Source organism: Blastococcus sp. VKM Ac-2987 (assembly GCF_026967805.1).
GTDB lineage: Bacteria > Actinomycetota > Actinomycetes > Mycobacteriales > Geodermatophilaceae > Blastococcus.
Map to the genome: position 1 here is coordinate 1,088,919 of NZ_JAPVBG010000002.1, position 21,010 is coordinate 1,109,928.

The 21,010-nt window shown below is 73.7% G+C and carries 18 protein-coding genes and 1 tRNA gene; 4 read left to right on the plus strand and 15 right to left on the minus strand.

Annotated elements, in window-relative coordinates:
* Window positions 1-49: 49 nt before the first annotated feature.
* The 4 genes from O2W17_RS14230 to O2W17_RS14245 form a co-directional block, all read right to left on the minus strand.
* Complete coding sequence (locus tag O2W17_RS14230; protein ID WP_269193073.1) at window positions 50-3,853, minus strand: multifunctional oxoglutarate decarboxylase/oxoglutarate dehydrogenase thiamine pyrophosphate-binding subunit/dihydrolipoyllysine-residue succinyltransferase subunit; 3,804 nt, start codon at window positions 3,851-3,853, stop codon at window positions 50-52.
* A 139-nt stretch (window positions 3,854-3,992) separates the two neighbouring features.
* The gene (locus O2W17_RS14235) at window positions 3,993-4,802 is read right to left on the minus strand and encodes an ankyrin repeat domain-containing protein (protein WP_269193074.1); all 810 of its coding nucleotides are present in this window, start codon (window positions 4,800-4,802) and stop codon (window positions 3,993-3,995) included.
* Between the two features lie 78 nt (window positions 4,803-4,880).
* Window positions 4,881-5,636: an ABC transporter permease gene (locus O2W17_RS14240; RefSeq protein ID WP_269193075.1), complete on the minus strand. Its 756-nt coding sequence runs from the start codon at window positions 5,634-5,636 to the stop codon at window positions 4,881-4,883.
* On the minus strand, window positions 5,633-6,604 hold the full coding sequence (locus O2W17_RS14245; RefSeq protein WP_331254311.1) for an ABC transporter ATP-binding protein: 972 nt from the start codon (window positions 6,602-6,604) through the stop codon (window positions 5,633-5,635). The genes O2W17_RS14240 and O2W17_RS14245 overlap by 4 nt, the downstream gene beginning before the upstream one ends.
* A gap of 317 nt (window positions 6,605-6,921) precedes the next feature.
* Here O2W17_RS14245 and O2W17_RS14250 point away from each other — a divergent pair, with 317 nt between their 5' ends.
* Window positions 6,922-7,986 carry an adenylate/guanylate cyclase domain-containing protein gene (locus O2W17_RS14250; RefSeq protein ID WP_269193076.1) on the plus strand — a complete coding sequence of 355 codons (1,065 nt, stop codon included), beginning with the start codon at window positions 6,922-6,924 and terminating at the stop codon, window positions 7,984-7,986.
* 71 nt (window positions 7,987-8,057) lie between these two features.
* Window positions 8,058-9,695, plus strand: coding sequence for an ABC-F family ATP-binding cassette domain-containing protein (locus O2W17_RS14255; RefSeq protein ID WP_269193077.1), 1,638 nt, complete (start codon window positions 8,058-8,060; stop codon window positions 9,693-9,695).
* Between the two features lie 28 nt (window positions 9,696-9,723).
* Here the strand turns inward: O2W17_RS14255 and O2W17_RS14260 are convergent, their stop codons facing one another.
* The 4 genes from O2W17_RS14260 to O2W17_RS14275 are packed head-to-tail and all read right to left on the minus strand — an operon-like array spanning window position 9,724 to window position 13,282.
* Window positions 9,724-10,281 (minus strand): GNAT family N-acetyltransferase, encoded by a 558-nt coding sequence (locus O2W17_RS14260; RefSeq protein ID WP_269193078.1) that lies wholly within the window; start codon window positions 10,279-10,281, stop codon window positions 9,724-9,726.
* Window position 10,282: 1 nt separating this feature from the next.
* Window positions 10,283-11,407, minus strand: coding sequence for an alpha/beta fold hydrolase (locus O2W17_RS14265; RefSeq protein ID WP_269193079.1), 1,125 nt, complete (start codon window positions 11,405-11,407; stop codon window positions 10,283-10,285).
* The gene (locus tag O2W17_RS14270) at window positions 11,328-11,783 is read right to left on the minus strand and encodes a hypothetical protein (RefSeq protein WP_269193080.1); all 456 of its coding nucleotides are present in this window, start codon (window positions 11,781-11,783) and stop codon (window positions 11,328-11,330) included. Before O2W17_RS14270 ends, O2W17_RS14265 begins: the two co-directional genes overlap by 80 nt.
* Window positions 11,780-13,282 (minus strand): long-chain-fatty-acid--CoA ligase, encoded by a 1,503-nt coding sequence (locus O2W17_RS14275; protein ID WP_269193081.1) that lies wholly within the window; start codon window positions 13,280-13,282, stop codon window positions 11,780-11,782. The genes O2W17_RS14270 and O2W17_RS14275 overlap by 4 nt, the downstream gene beginning before the upstream one ends.
* 127 nt (window positions 13,283-13,409) lie before the next feature.
* Here O2W17_RS14275 and O2W17_RS14280 point away from each other — a divergent pair, with 127 nt between their 5' ends.
* On the plus strand, window positions 13,410-14,180 hold the full coding sequence (locus O2W17_RS14280; protein ID WP_269193082.1) for an SDR family NAD(P)-dependent oxidoreductase: 771 nt from the start codon (window positions 13,410-13,412) through the stop codon (window positions 14,178-14,180).
* Here O2W17_RS14280 and O2W17_RS14285 read toward each other — a convergent pair.
* The 7 genes from O2W17_RS14285 to O2W17_RS14315 all read right to left on the minus strand — a co-directional run bounded on the left by O2W17_RS14285 (window position 14,170) and on the right by O2W17_RS14315 (window position 19,118).
* Window positions 14,170-14,589, minus strand: a complete 420-nt coding sequence (locus O2W17_RS14285; protein ID WP_269193083.1) for a hypothetical protein — start codon at window positions 14,587-14,589, stop codon at window positions 14,170-14,172. The genes O2W17_RS14280 and O2W17_RS14285 overlap by 11 nt on opposite strands.
* A gap of 55 nt (window positions 14,590-14,644) precedes the next feature.
* The gene (locus O2W17_RS14290) at window positions 14,645-15,541 is read right to left on the minus strand and encodes an alpha/beta fold hydrolase (protein WP_269193084.1); all 897 of its coding nucleotides are present in this window, start codon (window positions 15,539-15,541) and stop codon (window positions 14,645-14,647) included.
* A 61-nt stretch (window positions 15,542-15,602) separates the two neighbouring features.
* Window positions 15,603-15,737, minus strand: coding sequence for a methionine/alanine import family NSS transporter small subunit (locus O2W17_RS14295; RefSeq protein ID WP_269193085.1), 135 nt, complete (start codon window positions 15,735-15,737; stop codon window positions 15,603-15,605).
* Window positions 15,734-17,368: a sodium-dependent transporter gene (locus tag O2W17_RS14300; RefSeq protein WP_269193086.1), complete on the minus strand. Its 1,635-nt coding sequence runs from the start codon at window positions 17,366-17,368 to the stop codon at window positions 15,734-15,736. Before O2W17_RS14300 ends, O2W17_RS14295 begins: the two co-directional genes overlap by 4 nt.
* A gap of 172 nt (window positions 17,369-17,540) precedes the next feature.
* Window positions 17,541-17,612 (minus strand) — tRNA-Arg (locus O2W17_RS14305).
* A gap of 70 nt (window positions 17,613-17,682) precedes the next feature.
* Window positions 17,683-18,354, minus strand: coding sequence for a DUF305 domain-containing protein (locus tag O2W17_RS14310; protein WP_269193087.1), 672 nt, complete (start codon window positions 18,352-18,354; stop codon window positions 17,683-17,685).
* Between the two features lie 50 nt (window positions 18,355-18,404).
* On the minus strand, window positions 18,405-19,118 hold the full coding sequence (locus tag O2W17_RS14315) for a DUF3105 domain-containing protein (protein WP_269193088.1): 714 nt from the start codon (window positions 19,116-19,118) through the stop codon (window positions 18,405-18,407).
* Window positions 19,119-19,313: 195 nt separating this feature from the next.
* Between O2W17_RS14315 and argS the strand changes: the two genes are divergently transcribed.
* Window positions 19,314-20,975 (plus strand): arginine--tRNA ligase, encoded by a 1,662-nt coding sequence (gene argS, locus O2W17_RS14320; protein ID WP_269193089.1) that lies wholly within the window; start codon window positions 19,314-19,316, stop codon window positions 20,973-20,975.
* Window positions 20,976-21,010: the final 35 nt, after the last annotated feature.

Genomic DNA, 21,010 nt, shown 5'->3' on the forward strand with positions numbered 1-21,010 from the left:
CCCCGAGGTGATCGGGGACCGGGCGACGTGGACGGGACGGGCGGTCGGGTCAGTCCCCGAAGGCCTCGGCGACCAGCTTGCGCTGCTCGACCTCGTGCACCTTCGCCGAGCCGACGGCCGGGCTGGCCGAGGCGCGACGGCTGACCCGCCGCAGCTTCCGGCCCTCCGGCAGCTCCTCGGGCAGGTTGACCGCCATGAACTGCCAGGCGCCCATGTTCGCCGGCTCCTCCTGCACCCACACCACGTCGGTGGCGTTGGCGTACCGCTCGAGCTCGGCGCGGATCTGCTCGGCCGGCAGCGGGTACAGCTGCTCGACCCGCACGATGGCGATGTCGGCGGTGCCCTCGGACTCCCGCTGCGCCATCAGGTCGTAGGCGACCTTGCCGCTGCAGAGCAGGACGCGCTTCACGGCGCCGGCGTCCAGCGGCTCGCCGCCGACCCCGGTGTCGGGCAGCACCGGGCGGAAGTTCTGCTCGGTGAAGTCGGCGACCGGGCTGACCGCCGCCTTCGCCCGCAGCAGCGACTTCGGCGTGAAGACGACCAGCGGCCGGTGCACGTCGGAGAGCGCCTGGCGGCGGAGCAGGTGGAAGTAGTTGCCGGGGGTCGTGCAGTTGGCGACGGTCATGTTGTTCTCCGCCGACAGCTGCAGGAACCGCTCGATCCGGCCGCTGGAGTGGTCGGGGCCCTGCCCCTCCATGCCGTGCGGCAGCAGCAGGACGACGCCGGAGCGCTGACCCCACTTCGCCTCGCCGGAGCTGATGAACTCGTCGATGACCATCTGGGCGCCGTCGACGAAGTCACCGAACTGGGCCTCCCACAGCACCAGGGCCTTGGGGTTGGCCACCGAGTAGCCGTACTCGAAGCCCAGCGCGGCGTACTCGGACAGCAGCGAGTCGTAGACGAAGAACTTCGCCTGGTCCTCGGTCAGGCTGGCCAGCGGCGTGTACTCCGAGCCGTTCTCCCGGTCGATGAGCACCGAGTGGCGCTGCACGAAGGTGCCGCGGCGGGAGTCCTGGCCGGCCAGGCGGACCGGCACGCCCTCCATGAGCAGCGACCCGAAGGCCAGCAGCTCGCCCATGGCCCAGTCGACGCCGCCCTCGCTGACCATCGCGGCCCGCTTCTCCAGCATCTTCTGCAGCTTGGGGTGCGGGGTGAAGTCCGGCGGGAAGGAGACGTGCGCGTCGCCGATGGCCTTGAGGACCTCCTGCGTGGTCGCCGTCTGCACGGTGGACTGCGCCGTGTCCGGGTCCATCACCGGCGCGGGCTTGGAGGAGTCCTGCGCGTCGTGGGTCTCGGCGAAGGCGCGCTCCAGCTGGCCGCGGTAGTCCTTGAGGGCCTCCTCGGCCTCCTCGAGCGTGATGTCGCCGCGGCCGACCAGCGCCTCGGTGTACAGCTTCCGGACGGAGCGCTTGCGGTCGATGATGTCGTACATCTGGGGCTGGGTCATCGACGGGTCGTCGCCCTCGTTGTGCCCGCGACGGCGGTAGCAGACGAGGTCGATGACGACGTCCTTCCTGAACTGCTGCCGGTACTCGACGGCGAGCCGGGCGACCCGCACGCAGGCCTCCGGGTCGTCGCCGTTCACGTGGAAGATCGGGGCGTTGACCATCCGCGCGACGTCGGTCGAGTAGAGGGTCGAGCGCGCCGAGCCGGGGCTGGTGGTGAACCCGACCTGGTTGTTGATGACCACGTGCACGGTGCCGCCGGTGCGGTAGCCCCGCAGCTGGGAGAGGTTCAGCGTCTCCTGGACGACGCCCTGGCCGGCGAAGGCGGAGTCGCCGTGCAGCAGGACGGGGAGGACCGTGAAGCCCTGCTCGCCCTTGTCGATCATGTCCTGCTTGGCGCGGACGATGCCCTCGAGGACGGGGTTCACCGTCTCCAGGTGGCTCGGGTTGCTGGCCAGGGAGACGGCGATCTCGGCGTCGGTGTGGAACGGGTTGCGGAACGTCCCGGTGGCTCCGAGGTGGTACTTCACGTCGCCGGAGCCCTGGACCGTGCCCGGGTCGATGTTGCCCTCGAACTCGCCGAAGATCTTGGCGTAGCTCTTGCCGAGGACGTTGGCCAGGATGTTGAGCCGGCCGCGGTGGGCCATGCCGATCGCGACCTCGTCGAGCCCGTGGTCGGTGCCGGCGATGAGCACCTCGTCGAGGATCGGGATGACCGACTCCCCGCCCTCCAGGCTGAACCGCTTCTGCCCGACGTACTTCGTCTGCAGGAACGTCTCGAACGCCTCGGCGGCGTTGAGCCGGCCGAGGACGTGCTTCTGCTTCTCGCGGTCGGGCTGCTCGTGCTTGACCTCGATCCGCTGCTGGAGCCACTCGCGCTCCTCGGGATCGGTGATGTGCATGTACTCCACGCCGACCGTGCGGCAGTAGGAGTTGCGCAGCACGCCGAGGATGTCCCGCAGCGCCATGAGGCGCTCACCGGCGAACCCGCCGACCGGGAACGCCCGGTCGAGGTCCCACAGGGTCAGGCCGTGCTGGAGGATGTCCAGGTCGGGGTGGGTGCGGACCTTGAACTCGAGCGGGTCGGTGTCGGCCATCAGGTGGCCGTTGCGCCGGTAGGCCTCGATGACCTCGATGACCCGGGCCTGCTTGTCGATCTGCCCCTCGCGGGTGACCCGCGCGTCCGCCATCCAGCGCACCGGCTCGTAGGGGATCCGGAGCGAGCGGAAGACGTCGTCGTAGAAGCCGTCCTCGCCCAGCAGGAGCGAGTGCAGCGTGCGCAGGAAGTCGCCGGACTCGGCGCCCTGGATGATCCGGTGGTCGTAGGTCGAGGTGAGCGTGATGATCTTCGAGACGCCCATCTCGGTGAGCACATCGGGGCTCATCCCCTGGAACTCGGCCGGGTACTCCATGGCACCCACGCCGATGATGGCGCCCTGACCGGCGGTCAGCCGGGGCACCGAGTGGTTGGTGCCGATCGTGCCGGGGTTGGTCAGGCTGATCGTGGTGCCGGAGAAGTCCTCCATCGTCAGCTTGTTGTTCCGCGCCCGGCGGATGATGTCCTCGTAGGCGGCCCAGAACTGGGCGAAGTCCATCTCCTCGGCGGCCTTGATCGAGGCGACCACCAGCGACCGCGAACCGTCGGGCTTGGGCAGGTCGATGGCCAGGCCGAAGTTCACGTGCTCGGGCTGGACGTGCACCGGCTTGCCGTCGACCTCGGCGAAGGCGCTGTTCATGTTCGGGAACGCGTCGAGCGCCCGGACCAGCGCGTAGCCGATCAGGTGGGTGAAGGAGATCTTCCCGCCGCGGGCGCGCTTGAGGTGGTTGTTGATGACGATGCGGTTGTCGGCCAGCAGCTTCGCCGGCACCGCGCGCACGCTGGTCGCCGTCGGCACGGTGAGCGACGCGTTCATGTTCTTGACCACCGCCGCGGCCGCGCCGCGCAGCGGGGACTGCGCGCCGCCGGCGACCGGGAGCTTGGGCGCGGCCTTGGCGGCGGGGGCGCTCTCGGCGGCGGGCTGGCTGGTCTTCTGCACGGGCGAGCTCCCCGTCGGCTGGGACCCGGCGGCCGGGCTCTGGACGTCGGGCTTCTTCGGGGCGGCGGGCGCCTGCTCCGCGTCGGCCTGCTTGGGAGCGGCCTGCTTGGGAGCGGCCTGCTTCGGAGCTGCCTGCTCGGGGGCGGGCTGCTCCGCGTCGGCCTTCTCGGGGGCTCCGTCGCCGCCCGACGCCGGCTCCCGGTCGCCACCGGCGGGCGTACCCGGCCGGTAGTCGGCGAAGAACTCGTGCCACGCCTGATCGACGCTGGACGGGTCGGCGAGGAACTGCTGGTACATCTCCTCGACCAGCCACTCGTTGGTGCCGAAACCGGCGACCGGGGACGAGGTGGACGACGGGCGGGATGAGTTCACGCTTGACACGGGGTCGAGTGCCTTCTTCGTCTGGGGGCTGCGGCTGAGGGGCGTCGCTGGACCGGGTATCGAGTCTACGCCCGTGCCGGGCCGCTGACCCGGCGTGGAGCGGGAACCGCGTGCCCGTCCGGTGTGGTGGTCAGTGGCTCGCGCCGTGGGCGAGGAGCAGCTCGACCAGGGCGTCGTTGCCGCTGGCCTGGTCCTCGTCGGCCCGCCGGTGCCGGGCAGCGGCCACGCGGCTGATGTCGAGGGCGCTCGCACCGTCGTGGGTGGTGGCGTCCACGTCGGCCCCCGCGTCCAGCAGCGCACGCACGATCTCCGGTGCGTCGCCGGTCGCGCCGGCCGCCACCGCGACGTGCAGCGGGGTGCGCCCGGTGTCGGGATCGCGGCGGTCGACGGCGGCGCCCGCGTCCAGCAGCAGCCGGACGAGCTCCGCGCTGCCGCCCGCGGTCGCGGCGTGCAGCGCCCCGCCGTCGGCGTCGGCCCCACGGGCGAGCAGCAGCCGGGCGGCGGCGGCCGCCCCGCCGAAGGCGGCCCACGCGAGCAGGTCCACCCCGGTGGTCGGGTCGGTGAGGGCCGCCCCGCCGTCGAGCTCGGCGGTCAGCCGGTCGACGTCGTCGAGGTAGGCCGCGCTGGGCGCGTCGACGACCGCGCCCAGCTCGACCAGCACCGGCACGAGGTCGGGGGCCTGCTCCAGCGCCACGTGCAGCGGTGTGCGGTGCTGCTCGGTGCGGGCGGTGAGGTCGGCACCGGCGTCGACCAGGGCGCGGACGACGCCGACCCGGTCGCAGGCCACCGCGAGGTGCAGCGGGGTCCAGCCGCCCTCGCCGGCCCGCTCGACGGCGCCGGCGAGCAGGCGCGGTGCTTCGGAGACGGCCGAGCGGACACCGTCCTCGTCCCCGTCGACGATCAGGCGGCCCAGCCGCTGGACGGTCATGCGAGTCGTCACGCGTTCTCCGTTCTCCGTTCGGGCCCGCCCCGGCACGTGGTCTGGTGGGGCGAGGGTCCTGCGGTACCCGCCGGCGCCTCAGACGATGTCGCGGCGCACGGCCAGGAAGGTGCCGAGCACGGCGGCCACCAGACCGTATCCGAGCAGCAGGACACCTCCCTGCCACGCGTCCAGCAGGTCGGGGCCCTGGAACGTGGCGGTGAGCGCTTCGAGCGCTCCTCCCGGCATCCACTTGTAGGCGCCGGAGGTGGCGGGGATCGAGCGGATGATCGGCTCGATCACGAACAGGTAGACCAGGCCACCGACGATGGCGCCGACCTGGTTGCGCAGCAGCGCGCCGAGACCGACGCCGATCACCGCGTAGATGACCAGGGCCAGCCCCGAGCTGCCCAGCGTCCCGAGGTTGTCGGCGTCGAGCGCGGGGGCGGCACCGCGCACCCCGGCGTGCACGGCGACCGCCGCGTAGTTGACCGCCAGCACGACCAGCGCGAACAGCGTCGCGGCCAGCGCGTAGGCGACCAGCTTGGCGATCACGACCCGGCCGCGCCGCGGCGCGGTCAGGAAGGTGGGGGTGGCGGTCCGGTGCCGGTACTCCTGGGTCATCCCGATGATGCCCAGGATGAGGAACAGCACGTTGACGTTCACCGCGTTGGCCATCGCCAGCTCTTCGTAGACCGGGGTGCCCACGGCCGGGATGCCCGACTCGGGGTTGCCGGCGAACGCGGTGAGCAGGACGGCGAACCCGATCACCATGACGCAGGCGCCGAGCAGCAGGCCGAGCCAGACCCTCGTGGTGAAGAGCTTGGTCCACTCCGCGCGGATCAGGTGCGTCATCGCGTGGCCTCCGGGGACGGCACGTCGGCGGACGGGGCGCTGAACTGCTCCCGGCCGGCGGTGAGCTGGAAGTAGATCTCCTCGAGGCCGCTGGTGCGCGACCGCAGCTCGTGCACCTCCACGCCCGCGGCGAAGGCCCGGCTGCCGATCTCGGCGGTCGTCCGTCCGGTGACGGTGAGCGCGTCGCCGTCCCGGGTGACCCCCGTGCCGTCGGCCCGGAGCGCCTCCGCCAGCCGGTCGGCCTGCGGGCTGCGCACGAGCACCGTCCCGGCGCCGTCGGCCCCGGCGCGCAGCTGCGCCATCGACCCCTCGCGCACCAGGTGCCCGGCGCCCACGATGACGACGCGGTCGACGGTCTGCTCGACCTCGGACAGCAGGTGGCTGGACACCAGCACCGTCCGGCCCTGGTCGTGGGCGAGGTGGCGGAGGAAACCGCGCAGCCACTGGATGCCCTCGGGGTCCAGCCCGTTGGCCGGCTCGTCGAGCACGAGCACGGAGGGGTCGCCGAGCAGCGCCGTCGCGAGCCCGAGCCGCTGGCGCATGCCCAGCGAGTAGCCGCCCGCGCGCCGTCGTCCGGCGTCGGCGAGCCCGACCTGCACGAGCACCTCGTCGGCCCGCTGCAGGGGCAGCCCGGCGGCACGGCAGTACACGCGGAGGTGGTTGCGGCCGCTGCGGGCGGGGTGGAACGCCGTCTCCAGCACGGCACCGACGGTGCGCAGGGGCTGCGGCAGCGACGCGTACGGCGTGCCGTTGAAGGTGGCGGTGCCGGCGTCGGGCTTCATCAGGCCCAGCACCATGCGCAGGGTGGTGGTCTTGCCCGCCCCGTTGGGGCCGAGGAAGCCGGTGACCGTCCCCGGCTCGACGGTGAAGCCCAGGTCGGTGACGGCCCGGACGTTCCGGAAGGACTTGCTGAGACCGCTGATCTCGACCCGTACCGGGTCGACCCGCGCGGTGGTGCCGGTGGAAATGGCCCTCTCCCGTCGTCCGTGCCGGTGACCGGACCATCCAAGCGCACGCGCGCCTTCCCGCGGGAGCCCCGCGCCGGGTGTCGTCCGGTGGCCACCACGGCGTCACTCCCCGGCAACCCGGCAGAACCGCCGCCGGAGCGCCGGCCGGGCGGCCGCCCGGGCGCGTGACCCCGGGCACACGGCCGGCCGCGGTCCCATAGAGTGCGCCCCGTGAGCGAGCCCGCGAGCGCCCGGTCCACGGCCCTCGTCGGAACCGACGGGTCGGGGTCCGGCGTGCTCGACGTCGTCCGCACCACCGGCTGAGGTCCGCGACCGGCATGGACCACGGCGGCGACGAGACGGCCCCCGGCCCCGGCGAGGCGCTGGAGCGGCTGCTGCTCGGCGGCCCCCGCCGCTACACCCGGCTGCAGGTGGGCCGGCTGGCCGGCATGCCGCCGGAGCGGACGCAGCGGCTCTGGCGATCGCTCGGCTTCCCCGACGCAGCCGACGACGACCCCGCCTTCGCCGACGCCGACATCGCCGCCCTCGGCGTCCTCTCCACGCTCATCGACTCCGGGTTCGTGGGCCCCGACAGCGAGGCCTCCATCGCGCGGGCGATGGGTCAGTCGCTGTCCCGGCTGGCCGACTGGCAGACCGACATGCTCGCCGACGCCCTGCTCCGCGGTGCGCCGGAGGACGAGGGGCCGTCGGTCACCACGGAGCGGGCGGTCGCCGCGGCCCAGGCGCTGCTGCCCCGGCTGCGCGAGGTGCAGGACTACGTCTGGCGCCGGCACCTGGCGGCGAACGTCGACCGGCTGCTCGCCGCCACCGGCCCCGGTGACCGGCGCGAGCTCGCGGTCGGGTTCGCCGACCTGGTGGGCTACACCTCGCGGAGCCGCGGCATGGGCGGCCGCGAGCTGGGCGCGATGGTCGAGGACTTCGAGAGCATCGCTGCCGAGGTGATCGCCCGGCACTCCGGCCGGGTGGTGAAGACGGTGGGGGACGGCGTGCTGTTCACCGCCGCGTCGGCCACCGGGGCAGCGGAGATCGGGCTCGACCTCCCGCACGCCTGGGACGCCGCCGACCGGCCGCAGCTGCGGGTGGGAGCGGCCTACGGCGCGGTGCTCACCCGCCTCGGCGACGTCTACTCGCCGGTCGTGAACCTGGCCAGCCGGCTCACCTCGCTGGCCCGCCCGGGCGCGCTGCTGGTCGACGGCGAGCTGGCCGACCGGCTCCGCGGGCTGCCCGGCTACCGCGTCCGGCCGCTGCGCCGGGTGTCGGTGCGCGGCTACGAGAACCTGCAGCCGTGGCTGGTCCGCCGGAGCTCCGGACCGGGGCAGGACGCCGACAGCGGCTACGACGAGGACGCCTTCGACGTCGACGAGGACGTCGCGGAGGGCTGAATCGGCCCGCCCCGGCGCGCCGCGGCGGAATCCGCTGTCGGTCGGCCGGGGAGGCTTGGCAGGCTGTAGGGGTGAGCGCCACCCTCGTCGCCCGCGGACTGGCGGCCGGTCACGGCGCCCGCGTGCTGTTCTCCGACCTGGATCTCGTCGTCGCCCCGGGCGATGTCGTCGGCCTGGTGGGGGTGAACGGGGCGGGCAAGTCGACGCTGCTGCGCACGCTGGCCGGGGACCTCCCCGCCGAGGCCGGCAGCATCGCCCTCAGCCCGCCGACGGCCACCCTCGGCTACCTCCCGCAGGAGCACGAGCGGCGGGAGGGGGAGACGGTCCTCGCCGCGCTCGCCCGGCGCACCGGGGTCGCGGCCGCCCAGGCGGCGCTGGACGCGGCCACGGAGGCGCTGACCGCCGGGGAAGCGGGGGCCGACGACGGCTACGGCGACGCGCTCGAGCGGTGGCTCGCCCTCGGGGGTGCCGACCTGGACGAGCGGGCGGCGGAGGTGGTCGCACAGGTCGCGCCCGGTGTGGCGCTGGACGCGCTGATGACCGGGCTCTCCGGTGGGCAGGCCGCTCGCGTGGGGCTGGCCGCGCTGCTGCTCTCGCGCTACGACGTCCTGCTGCTCGACGAGCCGACCAACGACCTCGACCTCGCGGGGCTGGACCAGCTGGAGCGGTTCGTGGCCGGCGCCCGGGCCGGCGTCGTCGTGGTCAGCCACGACCGCGAGTTCCTGTCCCGCACCGCCACCCGGATCGTCGAGCTCGACCTCGCCCAGCAGCTGGTGCGGGTGCACGACGGCGGCTACGAGGCGTACCTGGTGGAGCGCGAGGTGGCCCGCCGGCACGCGCGCGAGGAGTACGAGGAGTTCGCCGACACCAAGGCGGGGCTGGAGGCGCGCGCCCGGATGCAGCGGAACTGGATGGCCAAGGGGGTGCGCGACGCGGTCAAGAAGCAGAAGGACCCCGACAAGTTCATCAAGGCCCACAACCGCGCCTCGGCGGAGAAGCAGGCGGCGAAGGCGAAGCAGACCGAGCGGATGATCGAGCGGCTGGACGTGGTGGACGAGCCCCGCAAGGAGTGGGAGCTCCGGATGGAGATCGCCGCCGCGCCGCGCGCCGGTGCCGTGGTGGCGACGCTGCGGGGCGCCGTCGTCCGCCGGGGCGGCTTCACCCTCGGCCCGGTCGACCTGCAGGTGGACTGGGGTGACCGGGTGGCGATCACCGGCGCCAACGGTTCCGGCAAGTCGACCCTGCTCGCCGCGCTGCTCGGCCGGGTGCCGCTCGACGAGGGCGCTGCCTCGCTCGGCCCGTCGGTGCGGATCGGCGAGATCGACCAGGCCCGTGGGCGGTTCCTCGGCACCGAGCAGCTGCTCGACGCGTTCGGCGCCGAGGTGCCCGACCGGCCGACGGCGGAGGTGCGCACGCTGCTGGCCAAGTTCGGGCTCACCGCCGAGCACGTGCTGCGCCCGGCCCTCACCCTGTCGCCGGGGGAGCGCACCCGCGCGGCGCTGGCGCTGCTCCAGGCCCGCGGGATCAACGTGCTGGTCCTCGACGAGCCGACCAACCACCTGGACCTGCCGGCCATCGAGCAGCTGGAGCAGGCCCTGGCCGGCTACTCCGGCACCCTCCTGCTGGTCACCCACGACCGCCGGATGCTCGAGGTGGTGGCCACCGACCGGCGGCTCGAGGTCGACGGCGGGCGAGTCACCGAGCGGTGAGCCGAGGGCGCGGGCCGCGCCGGGTCGCTCAGCCGGCCGGCGCCCCCAGCTCGTCGGCGATGCCGACGGTGTCCATGCCCGCCCACGTGTCGGAGACGTGGTGCGCCAGCACCATCAGGTCGCGCAGCTCGCCGTTGCGGTCGCGGATGTGGTCGCGGAGCAGGGCCTCGCCGCTGAAGCCGAGGTCGCTGAAGAGCGCCAGCGCCGACCCCTGCTCGGCGACCACCTCGACGACGAGCTTCGACAGCCCCGAGGAGACGGCGCCGACCAGGGCCTGCCGCGCCAGTGCGCGGCCTAGTCCGGTGCCGCGGCGGGACGGCGCGACGACCAGGCGGACCTCGCCGACGTGGTCCGACCAGCCGGGGAGCGGCCGGACGGCGACGTAGCCGGTCACCTCGTCCGTGCCGTCCCCCCCGGTGTCGACCGCCACCCAGCGGCCGCCGGCGGCTTCGCCGGTCGCCCACGAGCGGACGGTGTCCGGATCGGTGACCTCCTCCTTGATGAAGGTCAGATCCCCCTCGGGCAGGTCGCCGAAGAACCGCAGCAGCGCATCGCAGCGCTCGGGTCCCAGTTCCACCACCGTCACGTCAGGCCTCCTGCAGCGTGTCGTCGGCATCCAGCGGGTCGCTGCGCCGCCGGACGAAGTCGATGATCGTGGGCACCGTGGTCTTCGCCGCGGTGCGCCCGACGACCAGCCCCATGTGGCCGGCGTCCAGGCAGAGCTCGTGCTTGTCGGGGGACCCGACCAGGTCGATCAGGGCCGCGGTCGCTTCCGGCGGCACGATGTGGTCGCGGTTGGCCCGCACGGTCAGGAAGGGCACCTGGATGTCGGACAGGTGCACCGGGTCCCCGCCCACGGAGAGCCGGTCGTTCACCATGCCGTTGTTCCGCACCAGCATCTCGGCCGTCTGCCGCGCGGCGGCGCCGGGGAAGGGGACGTGGTCGTCCGACCACCCGGTCATGGCCTGGTAGGAGGCGACGTAGTCGTCGTTCCAGAGCCGCTCCCACAGGGTGACGTACCGGGTCACCTCCGCGGTCGGGGTCAGCGCTCGGAACCCCTGGACGACGACCGAGGGTGGCACGTTGCCGTCCGCGTCGAGGACGGAGCCGACGTCCATCCCGCCGACTGCGAAGATGTCGGCGAGCGGGCCCATGTGCCGGAAGTCGACCGGCGTCGCCAGCACGGTGAGGCTGCGCAGCGGCGCGTCGGGGTGGTGCGCGGCGTAGAGCAGGGCGAGGTCCCCGCCGAAGCAGTAGCCGAACAGGTTGACCTCGTCGGCGCCGGAGAGATCGAGGACGCGGTCGATGCCGGCGGGGATGTAGTCGTCGGCGTAGTCCTCCAGCCCGTTCCCGGCGTCGCGCTCGTCGGGCTCGCCCCAGTCGAGCATGTACACGTCGAAGCCGGCCTTCAGCAGTTGCTCCACGAAGCTGTTGCCCGGTGTCAGGTCGAGGATGTAGCTCTTGCTCACCAGGCTGAAGACGATCAGCAGGGGTGGGCCGTAGCGCACGCCCCCGTGGGTGTCGGGGTCGTTGCGGTAGTGCCACAGCTGGGTGCGACCCCGCTGCCAGACGACGTCCTTGGGGGTCTGCCCGACGCCGGGCCGGTCGACGCCGGCGACGAGCTTGATCCCGTTACGTGCGCGGAGGGTGTTGCGCTCGACGTCGCGCCGGACGCGGTCGAGCACCGTCTGGGGGCTGGGCACCGTCGGCATCGCTGTCCTCCGTGGTCTGGGCGTTCGTCGGTCGGGGAGCACCGGGGCGGGACGGGGAGCTGCGTCGCCGCTCCTGCTCCAGCTGGATGGTCAGCCGCCGGACCTCGCGGTCGAGCGAGCCGATCTGCGCGCGCAGCCGGCTGATGTCGCTGCCGGCGGGCAGGTTCAGCAGGTGCCAGGCGCGGGCGCTGAGGCCCTGCACCGATCCGCCGGCGACGTTCTGCGCGCGGCGCAGCAGCGCGGTGGCCAATGCGAAGTACTCGCTGCGCACCACGTCCTCGGCTCGGGGGGCGACGGCGCGTTCGGCGGCGTCGAAGGCCTGCCGCCACAGCGGCGGCGACGGCGGGGGCGTGCGGGGGGCCGGTGGCTGGCTCATCGGGTGCCCACCTCCTGCGGAACCTCCACGGCGCGGCGCAGGATCTTGCCGGTCGGCCCCTTGGGCAGGGTGTCCACCAGCCAGAGGTGCCGCGGGTACTTGTAGGCGGCCACCCGGGCCTTGACGAACTCGCGCAGCTCGTCGGCCTCGGCGCTCGCCCCGGGCTTCAGCGCGACCGCTGCGGCGACCTCCTCGCCCAGCTCCGGGTGGGAGATGCCGACCACGGCGACCTCGGCCACCGCCGGGTGCTCGTAGAGCGCCTCCTCGATCTCCCGCGGGTAGACGTTGTAGCCGCCGCGGATGATCATCTCCTTCTTCCGGTCGACGATGAAGAAGTAGCCGTCGTCGTCGGTGCGGGCGAGGTCGCCGGTGCGGAACCAGCCGTCCGGGATGGACTTCTCCGTCTCCTCGGGCCGCGCCCAGTAGCCGCGCATCACGTTCTCGCCGCGGATGGCGATCTCGCCGACCTCGCCGGCGGCGACCTCGTTGCCGTCGTCGTCGACCAGGCGCATCTCCACGCCGCGGATCGGGGTCCCGATCGAGCCGGGCTTGCGCTCGGCGTGCGGGTGGTTGAAGGAGGCGACCGGCGAGGTCTCGCTCAGGCCGTACCCCTCGAGCACGATGCAGCCGAACTGCTCCTCGAACGCACGCATGATCTCCACCGGCATGGCGGAGCCGCCGGAGACGCACAGCCGCAGGCTGGAGACGTCGTGCTGCCCGGCGTCGGGGGAGTGCAGCATCGCCGCGAACATCGTCGGGACGCCCTCGAAGATCGTGACCCGGTCGCGGGCGATCACCTGGAGCGCCTTGGCGCCGTCGAAGCGCGGGATGAGCGTGAGCAGCGAGCCCCGCAGCACCGCGGTGTTGAGCCCGCAGGTGAGACCGAAGACGTGGAACAGGGGCAGGCAGCCCATGATGACGTCGTCGGGGGTGTTCTCCGCGAGGGTCTCCGCGGTGGTCAGCGCGTTGCGGCCCAGGTTGGCGTGGGTGAGCTCCGCGCCCTTCGGCTGCCCGGTCGTGCCCGAGGTGTAGAGGATGACCGCGAGGTCGTCGTCGGACCGCTCCACCGCCCCGTCCAGCGGCTGGTCGGCCATCAGCTCGGCCGGGGAGGCGGGCCCCACCACGACGGCCTCGGCGCCGACGACGTCGGCCGCCTCGCGCACCGGCGCGGCGGTGGTCTCCAGGGTGACGACCAGCCGCGCGCCGGAGTCCTCGAGGAAGTACTGCACCTCGCGCGCCTTGAGCAGCGGGTTCATCGGCACGACGGCGGCGCCGGCGAGCAGGGCCCCGTAGAAGACGACGGGGAAGGCGAGCACGTTCGGCAGCACGAGGCCGACCCGGTCACCGGGTTGCACCCCGCGCTCCTGCAGCGAGGCGGCCACGCGGAGGGCGGCGGCGCGGAACTCGCCGTAGGTCAGCCCGGCGTCGTCCATCCGCAAGGCGGGCCGGTCGGCTCCGCCGGCGGCGGAGTCGAGCAGGTTCTGCGCGAGGTTGGTCACGGTCGGTTCTCCCCTGTGCCCGGTGGGTGGACGAACAGGCCCCTACCCGGCTCACCCGGTGATCTACCGCACAGGACGGATACGGTGACGACGACCGCCCGCCGTCGTCCGAGGGAGACCCCCGCTCATGCCCGACCGCACGATCCTCGACCTGTTCCGCCTCGACGACCGCGTCGCCATCGTGACCGGTGCGTCCTCCGGGCTGGGTGCGGTCTTCGCCCGGACGCTGGCGGAGGCCGGCTGCGACGTCGTCCTCGGTGCCCGCCGGGCCGACCGGCTGGCCGACACCCAGCGCGCGGTGGAGGCGGCCGGCCGGCGCGCCATCAGCGTGGCCACCGACGTCTCCCGGCCGGAGGACTGCCAGGCGCTCGTCGACGCCGCCATGGCCGAGTTCGGCAAGGTCGACGTCCTGGTGAACAACGCCGGGGTGGGCACCGCCATGCCCGCGACGCGGGAGACCCCCGAGCAGTTCCGGCAGGTCATCGACGTCAACCTCAACGGCTGCTACTGGATGGCCCAGGCGTGCGGTCGGGTGATGCAGCCGGGCAGCTCGATCGTCAACATCTCGAGCATCCTGGGCCTGACCACCGCCGGCCTGCCGCAGGCGGCCTACGCCGCCAGCAAGGCCGGGCTCATCGGGCTGACCCGCGACCTGGCCCAGCAGTGGACCGGCCGCAAGGGCATCCGGGTCAACGCCCTGGCGCCGGGCTTCTTCACCTCGGAGATGACCGACCAGTACCCCGAGGGCTACCTGGAGTCGCAGCTGTCCCGGGTGCTCGTCGGGCGCAAGGGCGAGCCCGAGGAGCTCGCCGCGGCCCTGGTCTTCCTGGTCAGCGACGCCGGCGGGTACGTCACCGGCACCACCATCCCGGTCGAGGGCGGGATGCTCACCAGCTGAACGGCGGCCCGGCGGCGGCGCGGTCGGTGCGGGCGGTGCACGGCCGCACCAGGCCGGCGTCCGGGTCCGGCTCCGGCAGCGCCGCCGCGCCACCGCCGCTCAGCGGCCGCGGACGACGTGGCTGGCGGCAGCCGCTGCCGCCGCCGCGGTGCGGGTACACGAGCACGCCGCTGACCGGGTCGGGGGCGGCGTCGAGCGCCGCGCGGACGGCGGGGGAGTCGCGGAAGGCGTCCCGCCGGCTCTCCTCGTCGAACACGAACTCGCAGACGACGCCCCACCGGTGCTCGTGCTCGTCCCAGAAGCGGGCGCCCGCGGTCACCGCCGTCTCGACGACCAGGTCGTGCCAGGCGCGCAGCCACTCCGCGGCGGGCGTGCCGCCGTCGAGGACCTCGATGGTGAGCCAGTGCACGGCAGCGGACGCTACGAGCGCCGGCGCCCCCGGGGAAGGGGCGCCGGGGCGGCGGTCACGCTGAGCGCTCGACGCCCTCGATCAGCGCGCTGATCCGGTCGTTGAGCTGCGGCCAGACCTCGCGGGGCAGGTCGTGGCCCATGCCGTCGACGACCAGCAGCTCCGCCCCGGGGATCGCCGCGGCGGTGGCCCGGCCGCCGCTCACGTCCACCAGGCTGTCCTGCGCGCCGTGGATCACCAGGGTGGGGACGGCGACCGCCCCCAGGTCGGCGGTGCGGTCGTGGGTGGTCATGATCGCCGCGAGCTGGCGGGCCACCCCGGCGGGGTCGTACGCGCGGTCGAAGGAGAGCCCGGCCCGGTCGCGGACGGCCGCCTCGTCGAACTCGAAGCCGGGGGAGCCGATCACCCGGTAGGTGTCGACGACGCGCTGGACGGCCCCGTCCCGGTCGCCCGCCGGGGCCGCGAGCAGCACACCCATCGCGGCCTCGTTCGGCGCACCGACGCCCGGGGCGCCCGTGGTGGACATGATCGAGGTGAGGCTGCGCACCCGCTCCGGGTGGGCGAGGGCGACCAGCTGCGCGATCATCCCGCCCATGGAGGCGCCGACCACGTGGACGCTGTCCAGCCCCAGGGCGTCGAGCAGGCCGACGGTGTCCTCGGCCAGGTCGGGCAGCCCGTACGCGACCGACGAGCGGTCACCACCGAGGATCGCCATGACGTCGGGGGCGCCGCGGTCGTGGACGTGGGTGGAGAGCCCGATGTCGCGGTTGTCGAAGCGGACGACGAAGTGCCCGCGGTCGGCGAGCCCGCTGCAGAACTCGTCGGGCCAGCCGATCATCTGCGTGGCCAGCCCCATGACGAGCAGGACGGGCGGGTTCCCCGCGTCGCCGAAGGTCTCGTAGGCGATCTCGAGATCGCCCACCGGTGCCGTGCGGATGCCGCTGGTCTCCATGGGCGCGGACCGTAGTGCAGCCCGCCGCGAGGGGGAGCACCGCCCCGGGGGCGGCGCCGGGTCAGAGGTCCCGGCGCACGTCCTCGGTGCGGTCCTCGACGGCGCCGTGGCGCAGCAGGCTGGCGACGGCCAGGGCCAGGCCGCCCCAGATCACGACCATCGCCACCACCATCATCACGATCGCCGCCGTGCTCATCGGGGTCCTCCCTCGTCCTGCCCGGTCGCCGTGCGGTCCCGGGTGGTCGGGGCCGTCGGGGGTGGCGCCTGCAGCGGCGGCGCCGGATCGGAGCCGGGTGGCGGTCCGTCCAGGTGGGTACCGGCACGCCACGGCAGCCGGGCGAGGACGAAGCCGAGGAGCGGCAGCACCACGACCAGCAGCCAGCCCAGGGACAGCAGGAGCCAGGCCGGGTAGTCCCCGTAGGGCGCGGTGAGGTCGGCCTGCAGCGCCAGCACGAGCACCACGGCCAGGCCCGCCGGGGCGACGACGCTGGTCAGCAGGCGCCAGCCGGTGCCGACCCGGGGGCGGCCGTGGACGTTGAGGTGCTCGCCGAGGACGGGCAGGGCCCGGACCACCCAGGCGACGACCAGCATGCTGACCAGCGCCACGACGAGGATGCCGTACTGGTTGACGAAGTGGTCGACGACGTCGAGCACGTAGATGCCGCTCGTCGTGCTGAAGAGCACCAGGCTCAGCACCGCGGCGGGGACGCCGACCGCGAGGGTCGCGGTGAGCCGGCCGGTGTCGAGCTTGTCGCGGACCGCGGAGATCACGACCTCGATCACGCTGATCAGCGAGGTGATGCCGGCGACGACGAGCGACCCGAAGAACAGGACGCCGATGAGGGCGCCGGCCGGGGCCTCGCTGATGATCGCCGGGAAGGCGATGAAGGCCAGGCCGATCCCACCGTCGGCGACCTCGCCGACCGCGACCCCGTTGGCCTGGGCCATGAAGCCCAGGGCGGCGAACACCCCGATGCCGGCGAGCAGCTCGAATCCGGAGTTGGAGAACCCGACCACGAGACCGGAGCCGACCATGTCCTCGCGACGTCGGACGTACGAGGCGTACGTGATCATGATGCCGAAGCCGACCGACAGCGAGAAGAAGATCTGGCCGAACGCCGCACCCCAGACCGAGGCCGAGGCGAGCGCCGACCAGTCCGGCGCGAACAGCGCGTCCAGGCCCGCCCCTGCGCCGGGCAGCAGCAGCGCCTGCACGACGAGGGCGGCGAAGGCGAGCACCAGCACCGGGATGAAGACCAGCGAGGTCACCCCGATCCCGCGCTGGACGCCGAGCGCCATGATCACGAGGACGGCCAGCCAGACCAGCGCGAGGGGGAGGAGCACCCCGGGCACCACGTCGGCGGTGACCGCGACGTCCCCGGCCTGGAGGAACTCGCCGAAGAAGAAGGCCTCGGGGTCGGCGCCCCAGGCCAGGTCGAGCGAGAAGAAGGTGTAGCGCAGCGCCCACGCGATGACCGCGGCGTAGTAGACGGCGATGACGAAGCAGATGCCCACCTGCCACCAGCCGAGCCCCTCGGTGCCGCGGCGCAGCCGGGCGAAGGACAGCGGCGCGGAGCCGCGGTGGCGGTGGCCGAGGGCGTAGTCGAGCAGCAGGAAGGGGATGCCGGCGGTCAGCAGCGCGACCAGGTAGGGCAGCAGGAAGGCGCCGCCGCCGTTCTCGTAGGCGACGTAGGGGAACCGCCAGATGTTGCCGAGCCCGACCGCCGACCCGATCGCGGCCAGGATGAACACGCGCCGCGAGCTGAACCCGCCGCGTCGGCTCTCCGCGTGCTCCTGCGCGGTGGCGCGCCCCGGTGACGTGCTCATCCGACCTCCTGCGTCCTGGTCCGCCGAGCCGGCGGACAGCTCGGCCACCGGCCGTCTGCGGGCCGTGGGAGGAAGGGTGCCAGAACTCGGGGCACGGTCAACCGCGCGGTCGATCGCCCGGACGGGCGGCCGGCGGCCGGTCCCTGCGGGGGACCGGGAGCCGGCGTGTGGGTGCCCCCGGCAGGATTCGAACCTGCGCACCCGCCTCCGGAGGGCGGTGCTCTATCCCCTGAGCTACGGGGGCTCGGTGGTGGGGCAGGAGAGAAGTTACCAGCCCACCACGCGGGCGCGGGAAGCGGCTCCCGGGCCGCCGATCACGGCTCGGGCAGCGGCGTCCCGCCCCGGGCGGTGAGCATCCGGGTCATCGTCGTCGTCTCCACGCCCTGGGACTGCTCGATCGACCGGGCGAGGTCCTGCACGGCTCCCACCTCGGCGTTCTCGGCGGCGTAGCGGGCCATGTCGAAGCCGCCCTGGTGGTGCCGGATCATCAGCCGGAGGAACTCGACGTCGAACGCGGTGCCCGACAGGCCCCGTAGCTCGGCCAGCTCGTCCTCGGTGGCCATGCCCGGCATGAGCGCGCCCGTGCCGCCCATGTCCATGTCGTGCCCGCTGTGCGCGTCCTCGCCCATCCAGGCCATCGTGTCGCCGCCGGTCAGCGGCACGCCCCAGAGCGCCAGCCAGCCCTGCATGCGCCCGGCCTGGTTGGTCTGGGTGGCGGAGATGTCGAAGGCCAGCTGCTCGACCTCCGGGTCGTCGCTGCGCTCGGCGACGAGGTTGGCCATCTCCACGCCCTGCAGGTGGTGGCGGGACATGTCCCTGGCGAAGCCCGCGTCCACCGAGCCGGCCGTCGGCGTCGGCGTGCCGTCGCGGCCGACGCCGAGGGCGACGGCCAGCCCGCCGCCGAGCGCCACCAGCGCGACGGCGATGACGGCGAGCAGGGCGGTGCGCAGCGCGCTGCCGCGCGGTGAACCGGTGGAGCGGGTCACGTGAGCTGCCTCCGCGGTGCGGTCGTGGGAGAGGGGACGGCGGCGCGGCGTCAGGGCGCGGACGCGCCCTCGGCGAGCAGCGGGTCGGCGAGGAAGGTCGGGCTCTCGCAGGTGGCGCCCGGCTCGGGGAACTCACCGGCCTTGGCGGTCATCAGGTCGGCGAACTGCTTGATGCGCACGTCGTCGGCGCTGTCGACCTTCAGCTGGTGGCCCCAGGACTGCAGGCTGATCGGGGAGTCCAGGCCCTCGTAGGGCGACATCATCCGGTAGGACTCGCCGTCGACCAGCTCGGCGAGGGTGGCGATCTCGTCGTCGGCCACCTCGGCCGGGTCGTAGGTGATCCAGACCGCGCCGTGCTCGAGGCTGTGCACCGCGTTCTCGTGCCGGATGTCGACGTCGTAGACCGTGCCCGTGCAGTCGGCCCAGAGGTTGGCGTGCGGCCCGCCCACCGGCGGGGACTGCTCGTACTCGATGGCGTTGTCGTCGTGCAGCCCGCCCTCGTACTCGAAGACCTCCGCGCCGGCGATCTCGTCGATGGAGTCGACCCGCAGGGCGTCGGCCTCGTTCACCTGCACCACGGCGTAGGTGATGACGGCCGCGGCGAACACCACGACGGCCACGGCGGCGGCGATCAGGCCCCAGGGCCGCTGCTGGGCCACCACCTGCGTGGGTGGCCGGGTACGCCCACCCGCGCCGCGCCCGCCGGACCGGGTGGCCCCACCGCCGGTGGCTCGGCTCTTGTCGGGCGTGCGGTCCTTGGCCAAGGCCTCTCCTCGGTACGGGGCGCGTGCGCGCCGCTGCGGCCGGGCCCGGGCGGCCCTCTGCCGGGCGCGAGTCTAGGTCGGCGACCTGTGCGCGGGCTGTGAGCCGGGCGGTGCGGCGGGGCCCGCCGGAGGAGGCGGACCGGCCCCGGTGGGTGGAGCCGCAGTGCCCCGGTGGGGCATCAGTACGCTCGCCCGGTGACACCGGAGCAGCTGCAGGACGTCGTTCGTACCGCCGTGGGCGCGGTCGTCGAGCGAGGCGCGCTGCCCGTCGAGGCGCCCGCCGCCGTCGTCGTCGAGCGGCCGAAGAACCCCGAGCACGGCGACTACGCGACGAACGTCGCCCTGCGCCTGGCGAAGCCGGCCGGCCGGCAGCCGCGCGAGGTGGCCGAGCTGCTGGCCGCGGAGCTGCGCGGGCACGGCGGCATCGCCACCGTCGACGTCGCCGGCCCGGGCTTCCTCAACATCACCCTGGCCCAGGGCGCGCTGGGCAGGATCGCCGTCGACGCGGTGACGGCGGGGGAGGCCTACGGCCGCACCGCCACCCTGGCCGGCCAGCGGCTCAACCTGGAGTTCGTCTCGGCCAACCCGACCGGTCCGGTGCACATCGGGGGCACGCGGTGGGCGGCCGTGGGCGACGCCATCGCCCGGCTCATCCAGGCCAGCGGCGCGGCGGTGACCCGCGAGTACTACCTGAACGACGCCGGGGCACAGATCGACCGCTTCGCCCGGAGCCTGCTCGCCGCGGCGAACGGCCGGGCGGTGCCCGAGGACGGCTACGCGGGCAGCTACATCGGCGACATCGCCGCGCAGGTCGTCGCAGCGGAGCCCAGGGTCCTCGACCGTCCGGAGGCCGAGCAGCTGGCGGTCTTCCGCGCCCGGGGCGTGGAGCTCATGGTGGCCGAGATCCGCGCCACGATGGAGGCGTTCGGCGTCCACTTCGACGTCTGGTTCTCCGAGACGTCGCTGCACCGGGCCGGTGCCCTGGAGAAGGCGGTGGCCCGGCTGCGCGAGCAGGGCCACGTCTACGACTCCGACGGCGCGGTGTGGCTGCGGACGACGACCTTCGGCGACGATAAGGACCGCGTCCTGGTGAAGGCCGACGGCGAGCCGACCTACTTCGCCGCCGACTGCGCCTACTACCTGGACAAGCGCGAGCGAGGCTTCGACAAGGTCGTGATCATGCTCGGCGCGGACCACTCGGGGTACGTCGGCCGGTACAAGGCGCTGGCGGCCGCGGCCGGGGACGACCCCGCCGTCCACCTCGAGATCCTGCTGGGCCAGCTGGTGAACCTGCTGCGCGACGGCGAGCCGGTCCGGATGAGCAAGCGGGCGGGCACCGTGGTCAACCTCGAGGACCTCGTCGAGGCCATCGGCGCCGACGCCGCCCGGTACGCGCTCGCCCGCGCCTCGGTCGACCAGCAGATCGACATCGACATCGACCTGTGGAGTCGGCAGAGCAACGACAACCCGGTCTTCTACGTCCAGTACGCGCACGCGCGCATCTCCTCGGTGCTGCGCAACGCCACCGACCTCGGGCTCGCCCTCGGTGCGGCCGGCGACGTCGACGTCGCCCTGCTGGCGCACGACCGGGAGAACGACCTGCTGCGCGCCCTCGGGGAGTTCCCGCGCGTCCTCACCGCCGCCGCCGAGCTGCGCGCGCCGCACCGGGTGGCCCGCTACCTCGAGGAGCTGGCCGGCACGTACCACCGCTTCTACGACTCGTGCCGCGTCCTGCCCCGCGGCGACGAGGAGGCCACCGCGCTGACCACCGCCCGGCTGTGGCTGTGCGCCGCGACCGCGGTGGTGCTGCGCAACGGCCTGGCCGTGCTCGGTGTGAGCGCGCCGGAGCGGATGTGACCGCCCGTCCCGCAGGCCCGGGGACCGGCCGGGTG